Annotated in this window: 15 protein-coding genes and 1 pseudogene; 13 read left to right on the plus strand and 3 right to left on the minus strand. The window is 60.2% G+C overall.

The features are described 5' to 3' along the window. Positions 1-325 precede the first annotated feature (325 nt). The 6 genes from ASF71_RS22955 to ASF71_RS15110 all read left to right on the plus strand — a co-directional run bounded on the left by ASF71_RS22955 (position 326) and on the right by ASF71_RS15110 (position 7,258). Positions 326-1,933 (plus strand): helix-turn-helix domain-containing protein, encoded by a 1,608-nt coding sequence (locus ASF71_RS22955; protein ID WP_082506077.1) that lies wholly within the window; start codon positions 326-328, stop codon positions 1,931-1,933. A gap of 478 nt (positions 1,934-2,411) precedes the next feature. Beyond that, on the plus strand, positions 2,412-3,500 hold the full coding sequence (locus ASF71_RS15090) for a competence protein CoiA (protein ID WP_056301822.1): 1,089 nt from the start codon (positions 2,412-2,414) through the stop codon (positions 3,498-3,500). 61 nt (positions 3,501-3,561) lie between these two features. Beyond that, the gene (locus tag ASF71_RS15095) at positions 3,562-4,287 is read left to right on the plus strand and encodes a hypothetical protein (protein WP_056301824.1); all 726 of its coding nucleotides are present in this window, start codon (positions 3,562-3,564) and stop codon (positions 4,285-4,287) included. Between the two features lie 524 nt (positions 4,288-4,811). Beyond that, the gene (locus tag ASF71_RS25280; RefSeq protein ID WP_235514516.1) at positions 4,812-5,102 is read left to right on the plus strand and encodes a hypothetical protein; all 291 of its coding nucleotides are present in this window, start codon (positions 4,812-4,814) and stop codon (positions 5,100-5,102) included. Positions 5,103-5,173: 71 nt separating this feature from the next. Then, a complete protein-coding gene (locus tag ASF71_RS15105) occupies positions 5,174-6,238 on the plus strand; it encodes a spore photoproduct lyase family protein (RefSeq protein WP_056301829.1) in 1,065 nt (354 codons plus the stop codon). Positions 6,239-6,397: 159 nt separating this feature from the next. Beyond that, on the plus strand, positions 6,398-7,258 hold the full coding sequence (locus tag ASF71_RS15110; RefSeq protein ID WP_056301831.1) for a hypothetical protein: 861 nt from the start codon (positions 6,398-6,400) through the stop codon (positions 7,256-7,258). A gap of 94 nt (positions 7,259-7,352) precedes the next feature. Here ASF71_RS15110 and ASF71_RS15115 read toward each other — a convergent pair whose 3' ends face one another. Beyond that, positions 7,353-7,742, minus strand: coding sequence for a hypothetical protein (locus ASF71_RS15115; RefSeq protein WP_156372862.1), 390 nt, complete (start codon positions 7,740-7,742; stop codon positions 7,353-7,355). Positions 7,743-7,775: 33 nt separating this feature from the next. Here ASF71_RS15115 and ASF71_RS15120 point away from each other — a divergent pair, with 33 nt between their 5' ends. The 4 genes and pseudogenes from ASF71_RS15120 to ASF71_RS22960 all read left to right on the plus strand — a co-directional run bounded on the left by ASF71_RS15120 (position 7,776) and on the right by ASF71_RS22960 (position 11,075). Next, the gene (locus ASF71_RS15120) at positions 7,776-8,819 is read left to right on the plus strand and encodes a hypothetical protein (protein ID WP_156372863.1); all 1,044 of its coding nucleotides are present in this window, start codon (positions 7,776-7,778) and stop codon (positions 8,817-8,819) included. After that, positions 8,816-9,289 (plus strand): hypothetical protein, encoded by a 474-nt coding sequence (locus tag ASF71_RS15125; protein ID WP_056301836.1) that lies wholly within the window; start codon positions 8,816-8,818, stop codon positions 9,287-9,289. Before ASF71_RS15120 ends, ASF71_RS15125 begins: the two co-directional genes overlap by 4 nt. After that, positions 9,280-9,651, plus strand: coding sequence for a hypothetical protein (locus tag ASF71_RS15130; RefSeq protein ID WP_056301838.1), 372 nt, complete (start codon positions 9,280-9,282; stop codon positions 9,649-9,651). The genes ASF71_RS15125 and ASF71_RS15130 overlap by 10 nt, the downstream gene beginning before the upstream one ends. 428 nt (positions 9,652-10,079) lie before the next feature. Further along, positions 10,080-11,075: pseudogene (locus ASF71_RS22960) on the plus strand (IS4 family transposase). A gap of 185 nt (positions 11,076-11,260) precedes the next feature. Here ASF71_RS22960 and ASF71_RS15145 read toward each other — a convergent pair. Together ASF71_RS15145 and ASF71_RS15150 are read right to left on the minus strand one after the other, a co-directional pair. Continuing rightward, positions 11,261-11,698 carry a putative toxin-antitoxin system toxin component, PIN family gene (locus ASF71_RS15145; RefSeq protein ID WP_235514518.1) on the minus strand — a complete coding sequence of 146 codons (438 nt, stop codon included), beginning with the start codon at positions 11,696-11,698 and terminating at the stop codon, positions 11,261-11,263. After that, positions 11,699-12,106: a helix-turn-helix domain-containing protein gene (locus tag ASF71_RS15150; RefSeq protein WP_056301845.1), complete on the minus strand. Its 408-nt coding sequence runs from the start codon at positions 12,104-12,106 to the stop codon at positions 11,699-11,701. 155 nt (positions 12,107-12,261) lie between these two features. Between ASF71_RS15150 and ASF71_RS15155 the strand changes: the two genes are divergently transcribed. From ASF71_RS15155 to ASF71_RS23950, 3 genes are read left to right on the plus strand one after another with little or no spacing between them, the layout of a single operon-like run. Beyond that, entirely contained in the window at positions 12,262-13,500 is a 1,239-nt protein-coding gene (locus ASF71_RS15155; protein ID WP_056301847.1) for a dsDNA nuclease domain-containing protein, read from the plus strand. Next, positions 13,497-14,045 (plus strand): hypothetical protein, encoded by a 549-nt coding sequence (locus ASF71_RS15160; protein WP_056301849.1) that lies wholly within the window; start codon positions 13,497-13,499, stop codon positions 14,043-14,045. The genes ASF71_RS15155 and ASF71_RS15160 overlap by 4 nt, the downstream gene beginning before the upstream one ends. After that, entirely contained in the window at positions 14,042-14,506 is a 465-nt protein-coding gene (locus ASF71_RS23950; protein WP_056301851.1) for an AAA family ATPase, read from the plus strand. Before ASF71_RS15160 ends, ASF71_RS23950 begins: the two co-directional genes overlap by 4 nt. Positions 14,507-14,578: the final 72 nt, after the last annotated feature.

Consider the following 14,578-nt stretch of genomic DNA (forward strand, 5'->3'; position numbering starts at 1 on the left):
GCTTGCGGATGATCTCGTAGAGATCCTGTTCCGTCAGTGGGGCGGCCATGCTGCTCATCCTAGCGAACGTGACGGGGCCGTCCGGCTCGCGGTGTCGCTAATCAGATACAACTGCCCCTTACCGCACGCGAGCGTTCAGAGGAACCAAAACAGTCGTCACACCTGATCGTTATACACACTTAGGCTGAAAATCGCACATGCTGTAGATATAATGGAAAAGTAATAATCACTAAGGTAAAGGGGCAAATGACTGTTTGTACTCTTACTATGCCTAAACTTAATGCTCTCGATTGAACACATTTCGAGTAATCCAACGTGGTGATCTATGTTAACAGAAGAAAGGCAAAAGTTCCATCAAAAAAATATCGAGTACGCTCTAGCGTCTGGTGATGAGTCTGATTGGCATGATTTTAAGATAGGACTATTTAAAAATAAGCCCAATCAATCATCTAGCTTAGAAAATTTGAGAAAAGATATAGTAGCCTTAGCTAATACAATTGATGGGCCATATCAAGGATTTGGTTACATTATTATTGGAGTGAAGGATAAAACTTGGCAGCCTATAGGAATACAAGAAAACGATCAATATTCTGATCTCGATAAACTAAGAGGCGCAGTAGCCGAGGATGCACAAAAGTACATCAGCCCTCCTGTGGCGGTAGAAGTGACGTACGCTACAATAAAAAATTCAGCAGGCGAAGATATTAAGCTACATATTATTGCCGTTCCCCAATCTTACTTGCAATGGCATGTCTCCACTTTGGATGAAAGCTCAGGAGCATGGGTACGTGACCATCACGCTTCTATCCGTCCATTAAGTCTACAGTATGATCGATACTTAAAGAGGATCATCAGCAATACCACCCAAACACTTCAGCAGGCACAGCAGGAATCACAGCAAGAAATCATTCGTCTTAAAGATGACATTGCTCGATTAGCTGCTATTCAATCCCCAGCTGCATTAACCGCAAACCAACTTGTTAAAGCACACTTTCATGGTCAAGAACAGCAATTGCAGCGATTAACACGTGATGAAATACAGATTTTTCTAGAAAAAGTGCGCGTGCTCAATGATAAAATCGATAAAATTGGTCTAGGAAATGATATATCAGATGTGCAGTTTGACAGCATTAAACGCACTGAGATAAAAAATTGTCTCGAGAAATGCGATCAGATTATTAGGCCTATCATTGAATTAATATCTAGCATTATATATACTGTCCCAGCAACCCCCATAACACTTTCCATCATGAAGGAAATTTATGATGTAATAATTTTTACTGGCAATAGTGCAATAACTCTTCCAGTTTACACCTTTGCTCTACGTAACTATATAGCTCAAATTTTTATGCAAGCCCACGCTCTTGCGACTGTGTCATCTGAATCGAAGGATTCTTGGGTTTATTTTAAAAACCTTCTGACTAGTTCATCAAAATTACCCAGTGTAAATTCTCAGAGACGAGGCTATTTACCAAGTCTTTTATCATCTAGACAGCAGTTAAACCAAATCATAGCAGTAGCCAACTATAGTCACTCTTCAGCTTACCCTTTTAACCAACGATCAGGAAAATTGATGTCTGCTGGATGGGTTGGCGATATATTACCAGTAATGGGCTTGGAGAAGCTTTACTCTGAATCAGAAGCCCTTATAACCTTTGGTTACTATTTATCGGCATCTTACCAGAATTCAGGTGCACCTGATATAAACATGCAATGGTGGATATTTTTAGAAGCAAATAGAATAATGTCTAGAATCCTAAATAAACTATTTGATTACAGAGATTTGTTTCCTAGAGAATCCCTAATTCGTGCGGCGAGAATTTTTGATGATAGCAATAAAGAAGGAAGTCTGCTTTCAAATACAGCAGTAGATATTTTACATGAAATAGATGAGGAAAGATACGCCCTAGAAATGCTTGAAAGAGAATCTTGATTTAATCAGGAGGAATAAAATATAGCTTACCAGCTAGATTAGTAACTATAAGATTTAAAAAATCACCCTTGCCCCATGATCGAGGCAAAAAACACGGCACGAACATCCAACCGCATACCCCGTGCTCAGCGCCTTCCATCCAGATCCTTACCACCTGAAACTGGGAAAACAGCACTCACCTCGGATATTCCACCCAGGACCCCCCTCGGGGGCACTTTTACCTATGCCCCCCACCAAGGCTGCCAGCGGCCCACCCAGTAGGGATCACACTTAGCATCCTGCACAGGGCCGGTCATTCCGAGCAGGAGCACGATCAAAACAGCCCGGGCACGCGGCACGCTTGCAAACAGAGTCGGGCGCTCAGTCATCAGGGCATTTCGCCTTGAACGAGGACGAATTGGAAACGGAGTCCCGAGCATAAGGCCTCTCTCCCTCAAGACGTACACCTGTCTTCCTGAACATGCCCCGAGAATAGCCCATGCCTTTGCGTGCCCAACTTGACGATCAGACCGTTCAGGCCTGGCAGTACGATCCCCCCACCTGGGCGCACCTCAAACAGACCTACCGCCAACACACCCTACGCACCAGCTGCTGCGACCAACCTGCCATTCCCAAGACCAGCACGCTGGGCACCCCCTTCTTCGCCCATGCCCGCCGCGGCCCCTGCACCACCGCCCCAGAAACCCAGGAGCATCTCCTCCTCAAAGCCCAGGTCGCCCTGGCCGCACACGACGCCGGCTGGACCGTCACCACGGAGTACCCCGGACACACCCCGACCGGAGAACCCTGGGTGGCCGACGTCTACGCAGAACGCCAAACGCCCACCGGCACTCAGCGCATCGCCATTGAGATCCAATGGTCCCCACAGTCGCTGCAAGAGACACAGCACCGTCAGGAACGCTACGCACGAAGTGGCATCCATGCCCTCTGGCTCATGCGGCGCTTGCCGACCGACACCGATGACCTGCCCTCCGACTCCCAGTTGCCCCTCTTCCTCCTGGATGGCACGGGGCCAGACTTCTTGGTGCAGCCCATGGAGGCGCCCCTCTCCACCTTCATCCAGGGCGCCCTCGGCGGCCAACTCCTGTATTGGCCCCGACAGCCCGGGCCAGCGCGACTGGGCCTCTCTACGTTCACCATGCCCTGCTGGCGCTGTCACCGCACGATCTCCCTGATCGGCCAGATCCATCTCCAACATCCCCGCTACCCGCACGTCACCTTCTGGGTCCCCTGGGCCACCCAGAGCTCCGTCGGCGACAGTGACGAGGGCAGCGCAGCCTTCCAGGCCCTGCTCGTAGACCGCCTCGATGACCAGCACCGCGCGACCCTCGGCCTCGGCACACTCAAGATCCGGTCCAGTCGCACCCTTCAAGACGCGTATCTCAGCCAGGGCTGCCCCCACTGTGATGCCCTCCAGGGCGATCACTTCGTCAACCAGCACCTCTTGGAAGCACTGCGCGAAGACACCCTGCAGGCCGCACCACTCTGGTGGCCCGTCTCCCTGACTTCGGATCTGATGCACAGTGCCAGCGCCTGGTTCTTCCTCTCCAGGACCTCTGGCCCTTGAGCGCCCGCCTGTCCTACAGATCTCCTCCAAGGACGATCCCACAGGGTGCATCCTGAGCGCCATGCCCCTCCCACCCCGGGCGGTCCTCCTGGGCGAAGCACGCCGCTTCCGCGAAGCCCTCCTCAACGCCCGCCCCCACCTCAGTTCCCGCCTCCAGCCCTTTCCTAACGGCACAGGCACCGCCGTCACCCTCCTCCTCGAGCAGCACTTCCGCAGCTTGGGCCTCGTCACCCACCCCCGCTTCGTCTCCGTCCACCTCCATCAAGCGCCCCTCAACCATGCCTGGCTCCAGCTCGGGCCCACCCACCTCGACCTCACCGCCGGACAATTCAACCCGGCCCACCCCCTCTACCTGGAAGCAACCGTCCCCCCCTGGATGCAGGCCTATCCCTCCGAACCGTACGGCGTGCTCGAAGACTTCGACGACACGACCCGCCAGGTCCTCGCGCAGGACCTCCGCCACATCCGCGACGCTCTCGTACGCCGTCACAGCGACCGGCGGTACTGGCCCCTCCAAGCCGTGACCCGGCGACTGGCAGACATGGACCTGCTCGCCTGCCAGCACCTCCTCACTGCCAACAGCGTGAGCCGCCCCCATGCCCGCCGCTGCCCGTACTGCCCCCCGGTGCTCCCTGCACGCAACTTTCGTGCTGTCGGCGACCTGGAGGCCCTAGACTGGTTCGCCCAGTTCACCGATGAGGAACGAGGCGCCCTCCTCGCCCACTGGAAAAAGCGGACCGCCAAAGGCCCTGCTGCTGAACACGAGCCTCCGCCACATCAGGTCTGAACTCATGCCCCGAGCCTGAACCGCTCAGGAGGACATCCCCCACGCCACTCCCGCCAACACCATAGGTGAACCTATGCCTCAAACGCTCAAGCCCATCCCCTCCATCCAACGTGACCCCTGCGGCGACTGCATTCAGCAACCGCCCACCCTGCCCAAGGAAGGAGGCCCCTGTGCCGGCCGCTAAGCAGGGCCTATGTCCCAGCACCCCCAGTCCGGCGCCCCATTCGGAAGGCGGTCCCTGCCCAGGCTGCCGCGACCCACACCCCTACTGGCCTGGTGCACATCTCGCACTTTCCGTCGAACTCCAGCGAGATCCGTGCTTCGGCTGTTGATCGGACAGGCCCTGGACCGCCAGGCGCTCTGCTCAGGCAGCGTCCGACCCTCCTGGGAAGGCGATCCCTGTGCCGGCTGCTGATTGCCCCCCCTCTCCACAGGGCGTGGAGACTGCACGGAAGAGCGATCCTTCCGTGCGGGACAGTCTCCCGCTACCACCCTATCGGTTGCCGACGATGGATCGGAAGAACATGACCTTGCCCCGCCATTGGCTGAGACAAGTCCGCGAGCACCGTCACCTGACCCAACAAACCCTGCTCGACCAGTTACAGGCTCAAGACCCGCCCTGCACCCTTCCCCTTTCGCATGACTCCCGAGTGGAATCCGGCCGACGCTTCTTCTCCGAGCTCACGCCCAGGCAACAAGAAGGCCTCCGGCTCGCACTCGATGTCCCTGTCGATCTCTGGCACCAGGTCTTCGGCACCCCCACCACGACCATCAGTGCCCACCGGCCAAGAACCCTCCTTCCTGAAGAAAGCTGACCCCATCCGAGGGGGCGTCCTTCGTCAGCCCGCTTGCCTTCCCAACACGCCGAACACGCTTTACTGGCAGGATGCCTCCTCGCTCTCCCCTCGACATCCGGCAGATCTATGTCGAGCCACGCGCAGCCGAGCTGCCCCGAGGACAGGAGATCCTGACCCGCTTCCCACAGGCCGAGCGGATCGAGGTCGCCTCCCACTGGAATATCCCCGGCCTCCATGGCAACGCCGGGCTCGTGGGGGACTGGCTGCGCATCAAGCGCCAGGTCCTGGTGCTGGGCACCCGCAAGACCCTCACGCTGAGGCCCAATGGCCGCTCGGCAGACTTCATTGCCCCGGGCATGGCCAACGGCTGCGCGTTGTCCTGCGCTTACTGTTACGTCCCTCGCCACAAAGGCTATGCCAACCCCATCACCACCTTCGCCAATATCGAAGACGTCTCCCGGGCCCTGGAGCGCCACGCCCAAAAACAGGGTCCCAAGCCGGAGCCCAACTCGGTCGACCCGCACGCCTGGGTCTACGACCTCGGGGAGAACAGCGACCTGAGCGTCGATGCCCTGATCTCGGATAACGTGCGCGACCTCGTCACGCTGTTCCGGAGGCTACCGAACGCCAGAGCCTCCTTCGCCACGAAGTACGTCAACCGGGAGTTGCTGACCTACGATCCGCAGGGCCGGACCCGCATCCGCTTTTCATTGATGCCCGCGCAGACGGCCCGCGTGGTGGACATCGGCACCTCTCCCATGCCCGAGCGCCTCGCCGCGATCAACGACTTCGTCGAGGCCGGCTACGAGGTGCACCTGAACTTCTCGCCCGTCATCATCTTCGAAGGCTGGACCACCGCCTACCGCGAGCTGTTCGACCAAGTGGACGCTGTACTCTCCTCGAAGGCCAAAGCGCAGTTGGCGGCAGAGGTCATCTTCCTGACCCACAACGCGGGACTGCACGAGGTCAACCTCGGCTGGCATCCGAAGGGGGAGGCCCTGCTGTGGACACCACAGTGGCAGGAGACGAAACAGTCCGAGTATGGGGGCGTCAACCTGCGGTACCGGCGGGGCCTCAAGGGCAAGGCCGTCGAGCGCTTCACCACCCTGTTGCGCGAACGTCTGCCGTACTGCACCATCCGCTACGCCTTCTGAACGTCCACCGTCGCCCGATCCCGCTTTCCATCCGGGTGATGACCAGGAGGTGAGCCTGCATCTTGACCGCGGCGGCCTGCTGATAAGGTGGCCGCCACGACCGGCTTGCCCCAGCTCAAGCAAGGGCACAACGCCCGGAACCGACAGGGGAGACGCCGCATGAATCCACCCAACCCGATGCACCCCGACGAGCGTGCGCTCAAGCTCACCCGTGCCCTCCAGGACCACGACCTCGACACGCTGCTGCCCTTGCTCGAAGACGTCCTGCGCTGGCCGCGCAAGCAGCTCTACAGCAACCTGCGCCCGATCTTCGCCGCAGCGCAACAGGACGGCGTCAATCTCCTGCGGCCCCCTGACGACTTCCAGGCCTGGCTCCAGGTCCCACTCCGTCAGACCGTGCGCGGCCCCGGCACGGCCAAGAGCAATACCATCGCCGCCCGGCTCTCCACCCTGTCGCGGCTCTACAACACCCTGATGGATGAAGGGCTCATCCTGCGCCACCCCCTCCGTGGATTGGAGCGTCCCCCTCCACTCCTCACCCCCGACCCCCTACCGACACAGGAAGACGTCGTGCGCCTGCTCAGGCATGCCGAGGACGACCCCGCCCTGCACGCCGCGCTGACCCTGATCTACCACCACGCCGTGCAGGTCCCCGAATTACTCGCCCTGCGCTGGCCCGCCTTCCTCCACGAGGACGGCACCCTGCTGCGCCGCCGCACCGTCACCCGGCTCGACGAGGCCAGTTCCCGCGCCCTGGACCGTCTCCTGACGAGCGCCGGTGGACCGCTCTCGGACCCGCAGGGCCGCATCTTTCCCTACACCCACAACGACGACCTGCGCGCCCGCATTTTTCAGGTGTCGCGCGCGGCGGGCGTCCCCTTCTTCAATCCGGCGCAGCTGCGCAAGGCGGCCCTGCGCGACTTCGTATTCACGCCGGACCAAGCGGGGTCTCTCGGAGAGCAGACCTTAGAACTGGTCCGTGCCTTAGCCGAGGGCCTCGCGCCGGATCCCAAGCCGTAAGTCCGGCCTGCCCGTGGCTCCGTGCCGGTCAAGCAGGCACCCCAAGTGCACCCAACACGAACACGGACAAGCGCCACCCCAACCGCTGCACCTCTCAGATGGTCACGCCATACCGGTGCATGTAGATGGGCGTGTCCTCACCCAGCTGCATCCGGGTACGGTCGTTCTCCATCAGCTGGTATGCCGCCCCCAGGTCCCGCGCCTGGCCAGACTTGACCATCTCTTCCGCGCAGCTCTTCAACAGTATGGCGTCCGCTTCCGCATCCTCCCGTTCCTCCGGGGTCAGCTCGTCGTCCTCGGCGTCCTCCACATACTCCGCCGTCTCCATCCGCCGCTCCCACGCCTGCGCCTCCGCCGACCTGAACGCGTGATACGCCCGCTCATACGCCTCCTGCGACTCGAACGCCTTTGGCAACGGCAGGCCCACCGGGGCGCCCACCGCATCGTCGAATTCAAGTTGTTCCTGACTCCGTAAGTCGTTCATCCCCTCACGGTGCAAACACGCCGTGAGACCCACATGAGCACGCCAAACGCCGGACGCCACCCCAACGACACGCACCATGCCTCCATGACCCCAGCAGCCCCCCCCACGCCACCCCAGATCACCGTCTATTTCGCCTACAGCAGTCATCTCCCCAATCAGGCCGGCACCTGGGCCGCCGCTTTCTTCCTCCCACACCACGATGACGAGGACGCCCACGTCTTCAGCGGCTTCCTCTCCCCACAGACCACCTCCGAGGACGGCGCCCTCAACGAAGTGCTCCGCCTCCTGCACCTCCTCGACATCCACCACGCCCACCTCTACACCGAGAGTCCCACCCTCATCCCCCGCCGCACCGCCAGCCTGCCTCAGGGCCTGAGCCTCGCCCTGTCCCCGCGCAATCACCTCCGGCAACGCGTCGCCCAGCGGGAAACCTACCGCCTCTGCCAGCCCTTCACTGAACTCCACACCCAGGGCCGGCATCAGCGTGCGCTCCGGGAGACGCCCACCCAGGGGGCCCTCCTCACCTGCCGCTTCCGCTGTGAGCGCCAGACCCTCTTCCTCGACCTATGCGCGCACGGCCTTCAAGACACCCTCCAGCTCGGGCGCCTCACGGCTCATGGGCATCTGCTCCTCAATCCCGTCCTCCTCAAACCCCTTCTGCACCAGCATCTCCTGCGCCTGTACGGTCCGGCCCTCACCTCCGAAGTCGTGCGCCTGGGCGACCTCCTGCTCACCGATCTCGAGCACCGCCTCCCTGAACTGCACCAGCACGGCCGCACCCTCTGGACCACGCCCGCAGGCGTCAACCGGCTCTTCCGGCGCGCCGGCATCATGCCGGATCATCCTCACCTGTACTGCACCCGCATCTCCGCCGAGCAGGTCCGATTGACCTACCGGGGCCGCCACACCGTACGCAACGTCAAGCGCCCCGGGCACGAGTGGTCTCAGATCGTGCGCGACCTGATGCACAGCGTGGGCGCCTCCGAGACCGATCTCCTGCAGCATGAGACGTACACCCGGCAGGTCCATGATTTTCTCCAGCAGTTCGCACTCCTGCCCCTGGAAAGTGCCCGATGACCCACCCCGTCACGCCCTTGGCCACCCTGGCCTGGCACGTCACCCTCACGGCCCCACCACGCCCCGGCATCGACGCCTGGGACAATCAGGTAACGGTCTTCCTGGACGGGCAGGTCCTTACCGTGACGCAGGGCAATGGCCGCAACACCACGGCTGTCACCCTGGTCCCGTCCTTCCTCGCCCTGACCCGCGAGTTGCTCGACCAGCGTCCGGACATCACGCACCGCGTCCTGGTCCTCGACGAACACGCTGATACGGGGCAGCACTGCGCCCGCGTCGTCTACGAAGCCCGGCTCCCCCTCACTTCTCCCCGCGCCGAGCTGAGCCTGTTGCGGCCCTGCGCGCACCAAGCCCTGAGCGCAGGGCCGGATGGTCGCTGGTGGCCCGTGCAGGCGGCCTTCCTCCTCAATCCACCCGGCTATCAGCCCCAGTTGCACATCCACCATGAGGTCGTTGACGCATGGGAGTAGAGGAGACCTGGCCGCCCGCCCTGCCCGAAGTGGTCCAGAGCTGGCCCGTCCCCCGCGGGCACAAGTCCCGCCCCGCCCGGTGGATCGGTGGGGACGCCGCGCAGTACCGCGCCTTCTTTCAGGGCGTCCTCGACGAGCGGGGTGCGGACGCGAGCGCCCAGATCTGGAATGACGCCCCACGTTCCCCGCACGCCGCCGCGACTCGCTGGTACTACCCCGGCGTGCCCATGTACGCCACCGGGCGCTGCCATCAGGACGGCGCCCGGCCTCAACACGGCTTCCTCGTGCCCGCCCAGGCGGCCCTCCTTGCCCTCGATCACGGCCATGTCAATTGCCGCGCACACCCCTTGGAGCACCCATGACCGCCGCTCAATAGAACAGCGTCCAGGGGGCGCCCGTTTATCCGCATCTCACTCCGCTCCTGATCATCCCCGCTCCACCCCAGGCCACTGTCCACGCCCCCAACCCAGACAAAAGCAGGCGTGACATGTGGGCCTTTCCTCAGCACCTGACACTTCGCGAGAAATGGTGTCCTGAACGGAGTGCGGCATAACAAAGGGCGGTATCTGGGTCTGTGACGATCCCCGATACTGCCCGCGTCCATGCTGACACGCTCGCGACCTACTTGAAAAGTCGNTGGTGTCCTGAACGGAGTGCGGCATAACAAAGGGCGGTATCTGGGTCTGTGACGATCCCCGATACTGCCCGCGTCCATGCTGACACGCTCGCGACCTACTTGAAAAGTCGTCTCCCTCATCGCCGCCTGGACGCCTTGAAGCGGCTCGCGGAAGTGCTCCTGGCACTAATCCAGGCCGAATCCACACTGCACCGCAAGATTGCGCTCCATCTACCCCGGGACGCCACGCTCGACGCCAAAACCCGCACCGTTGCCAGGGTCTTCCATGACGCTCATCTCACGCCGCAGGACGTCACAGACGTCCTGCTCCCCCTCCTGCCTGACGGCAAACTCACCTTGATCATGGACCGCACGACCTGGCATTACGGCCAGACACCTCTGAACATTCTCGTGCTGGGCGCGCTTCTCGGAGGCGCAGTCATTCCGCTCGTGTGGTCGATCCTGCCCCATCAGGGCAACAGCTGCACTGCGGCCCGGATCCTGTTGGTGACCCGTCTGCTGAAGGTGCTGCCTGCCCGTCGCTGGGCCGTCGTGATTGCCGATCGGGAGTTTACCCTGCGCGAGTGGTGCTCATTTCTGCGTTGGAAACGTATCCGGCAGTGTGTCCGCATCCGGGAGAACACCCGCATTGAGGACGAGTTGGCCCGGGAACTGTTCACAACCCTGCAACCGGGACAGGTACGAACGCTCTTTGAGCGTACCTGGGTGTATGGGGGATGAATGCACGTCGTGATCACCCTGTCCCCTGCGGGGGACAGGGTGATTGTCGCTTCGGATTTGCCAGTCTTGGATGTGCTGAGGACCTACCGTCTCAGGTGGGGTATCGAGTCGGCGTTTTCCTCGTTGAAGTCCCGTGGACTGAATCTGGAAGCAACGCATATGACCGCTCCCGACCGGATCTCGCGGCTGTTCGGATTGCTGTGTATCGCGCTGGCGTGGATGACTCGGGTAGGGGCGCAGCGGATTCAAGACCATCCTCCAAGGCAAGACAACCGCGGGCGAGCCACGGTCAGTCAGGTACGGCTCGGGTGGCAGGTCCTGGGTCAAGCTGCGCGATGGGGCGGTGAGATCTTCTGGGACTGCCTGGAGCTGCTCGCCAGGCCCTTCTCAGCTACCAGCACGTCAATTTCCCGAAGTGTCAGGTGCTGAGGGGCCTTTCATAATCAACAGGGTCGTACATGGCCCACCACCACGTTTGGGAACGCGACTTCAACATCCAAGGTACGTACACCGAGTGCGTTACGCCCTAGGTCAGCCTCAACGCGGGGCGGTAGAGGATGTCATCGGTGACGGCGGGTCAGGCTACCCTAAGCCGGTTAAGGCGACACAGCCGTTCAGATGATCCCCAACCGGACTAATTCCTTCGGTTCATAGACCGGTACACCCAGCTTATTTTTCACTCGTAGCAGATGGGCGTCCTTTGACACGATAGCGTCCGCTCCCGAAGTGATGAGCAGATCCAGCAGATACCAGTCTTTAGGGTCCGGGCACGAAGGCCAGTCATAGCGTTGCAGTGGACTGACCACCTGCGCGACGCGGTATAGGCCCGTAGCCAAACCGAATGCCTCCGCAGCAGAGATGCCGCCACCGAGCGCAAGCACCTGAGGGTAAGTGAGTACCCGTTGTAACTCCACGAAATGCTCGTCGGCTAGGACGAAGAGAACGTCGAATCTCTGGGCGGCGAGGAACAGTTCGCGTGCAGGACCCACCGTGCCGGTCAGTCCACTGAGCAGCACATTGATGTCGGGGATGAGGCGTAGAGCTGGCAGCACTCAATCGGTTCGCGTCTGTCGCAGGGTCAGTCCTGGAAAACGCTTGGCGATGTCCCCGGCTGTAGGCTCAGGCTTCCGCTCACCCACAACCACGGCGGGTGTCTGCGCCCTAGCCCAGGCGATCGCTTGAGTCAACAACGCCTCTTGCTGGTCTTCCGTTAGCGTGGCGAACGCGGCTTGTAGCTGCTCCCCCGTAGAGGGTGCCTGAAGCGTACTGCGGCGCAGCCGTGCTTCCACCATCGCTGCGGGAATACGGTAGCGCGGCCGTCCAGTCGGCGTCGTGCCGATCTGCACGGCTCCCAAGTCACCTTCACGGATCTGCCGGCGGACAGTATCGTCACTCACGTGCAGGAGACGGGCCACTTGGGGCACGGTCAGCAGGCCACGCGGTTCATGCTGTGTTGTCATCCTCCACCTCCAGATCAATATTACCGCAAAATCCGCAAATGCCGCAATCCATACAAGTAGACTGTATTGAAGAAGTTGGTCACGATCCCTCTCAACATAATGGTAGGCTCGCCCGAACTCGCCATATACGGAAATGAGTTTTCCTTACTGAAACCATGATTAAGACCATTGACCATACCGATCCAGGCGACGAAACCCTCCATCGCTACCGGTATCAACATGCCTACGGAGTTATGTTGGCGTTGGGAGCCCTACGTGGGACAGGTGGGATCAGATTCACGGGGATCTACTGTGAGCACCACGAGGATCTACTCGGTGAGCTTTCTTCCGGACGGACACACGCATTTCAGGTCAAGACCCGCAAAAAAGAACTCGGATACTGGACGCTCACCGAGAAGGCGCTCGTAAAGTCAATTCAGCGCTTCGTGGCCCTTCACCAAGCGCACGGTGCTGAGGTCGAGCGGTTTGTGTTCGTCTCGAATACTGAGCTGCGTGAGGTCGAAGCCGATGCCAAGGACCAGACCAAGGCCACCAGTCCAAAATTCCTCCTCGACGCTTGCCGCTCTTGCAACGATCCGGCGGATCTATCAGCGGGTGCAGCAGCGGGTTTCGAGACCCTCCGCGCCGCCTGTGAATGCGACGCGGTTACTCTCTTGGCTGTTCTCAAAAGAACCGAATTCGCCCTCGGCCCGGACCTTTTCGGTTTCGAGGCGGAACTGATCGCCGACGTGCTCCCCTACCATGCAGAGTGCACGCACCTGACGGCGAGGCAACTGCGCCGCCTTGTGCGGGAGCTTGTCGAGCAGTTCACCTATGCTTCGGGCCTGCCCGTTGACGCCGACGCGCGGATCCTGCCAGGCGACGACGTGAAGCGTGGCGTGACCACCACACGTACCAAGAGGGTCGCCGTCGCTGACATTGCTGCGATACTGAGTCGTGCCCGTTCTGGTGAGCGAAGGAGCGGCACTGCGCTTGAGGGCGACCTTGCTTCATCTCCTCTCCGGAAAGATCACCAGGTACTCGTCAGGAAGCTGGAGGCTGGCGGCTTGGAAGAGCAGGTCACTAGTATGAAACGTCGACTGCTATCCGCCTTCGAGTGGGTCCGGGAGCAGCAGCTGATTGACGTGACGCTCGCCACAGCGGACTTGCGGCAGCTCGAAAGTGTGGTGGAAGGGGTTTATGCCGACGAGCAGGTCATAGCGAGCCTGCTCCCCTCACCCTGGGGGAAACAGCTGTATAGGGGAATGCTTCAGGAGTTCCGCCGCCTCGCTACCAACGAGCAGACCAAGGTCTGTAACCAGGACGCCGACCGACTATTTGGTATTGCAGGTTTGCTGACCGAGGACTGCCGCATCTGGTGGAGTCCTCGATTCGACGTAAAGGCGGTTTTGTGAGCCTCCGCCTGCTCAATAAAGCGGCTCAGGTAGAGCAGGATCCAGAGCTGCACATGGCCCGACTACTGCTGCTGCTAAACGCTCGCCCCCAGCACAAGCCGGTGGAGGGCATTATGAAGCTTGCCAAGCTGGACTTCCTGCTACGCTACCCGGTTGGTCTCGAACGTGCCTTGAAGCGAGTGCAGAAAAAACCCATAGAACTCGATATCAAGGACTTTGAACGGTCGTCAGTCGAGAGCAAGATGATCCGCTTCAAGTACGGACCCTGGGACGGACGATACCGTCAGTGGATTGGACTTCTCATGGCCAAGGGGCTCGCGTCCACCCACCTTGAAGGCCGCACCGTCATGGTAGAACTCACAGCCGCCGGGCATGCCGCCGCCGAACGGCTCGCCGCTATGGAGGAATTCACTGATACGGTGGCGCGCAGCCTGATAGTCCAGAAGCAGTTCGGTAACATGAACGCCACCAAGATCAAAAATTTCGTGTACGAGACGTTCCCCGAACTCGTACAGATGAAGTGGGGAGAGGAAATCGACCTGTGAACTTCCGACTTGAGCAACTTGTCCTCGATTTCAAGCAGGATGTGGAACGGGTTCCTTTCCGACGCTTCACGTATTTTCATGGACAGATTGGAGCTGGGAAGACGAGTATCGCTCGGCTGGTCGACTACTGCTTGGGCGGTCGCTTTGACCCTACACCTGCCCTGCAGGCCGAGTTCGTCTCTGCGACGCTTGACCTCGTCGTCGGAGAAACTCGGCTACAGGTGCGGCGTGACGTCGGCAGTGATCAGGTCGTCGCGGAATGGCTTCGCGGGGAACGTACCATCTCACTCGCGCTTCCTGCACGCAAAGCGGCAGGTGAAGTCCTGCCAGGCACAGGCGTGGAAATCCTCTCCGACTTGCTGTTCTATCTCGCTGGTCTGTCGATCGCCCGGGTACGCAAAAGCAAAGTGAACGATGGCAGTCCACTTGAGCGTCTGACTCAGAAGTTGCACCTCGCGTAGGACAATGAATAGCCGTGCTGGCCGAGAAATTCTGCGTTTTTCGTGAAGAAGTGCAGCAAGCGGTTGAGATAC

The organism is Deinococcus sp. Leaf326 (assembly GCF_001424185.1).
GTDB lineage: Bacteria > Deinococcota > Deinococci > Deinococcales > Deinococcaceae > Deinococcus.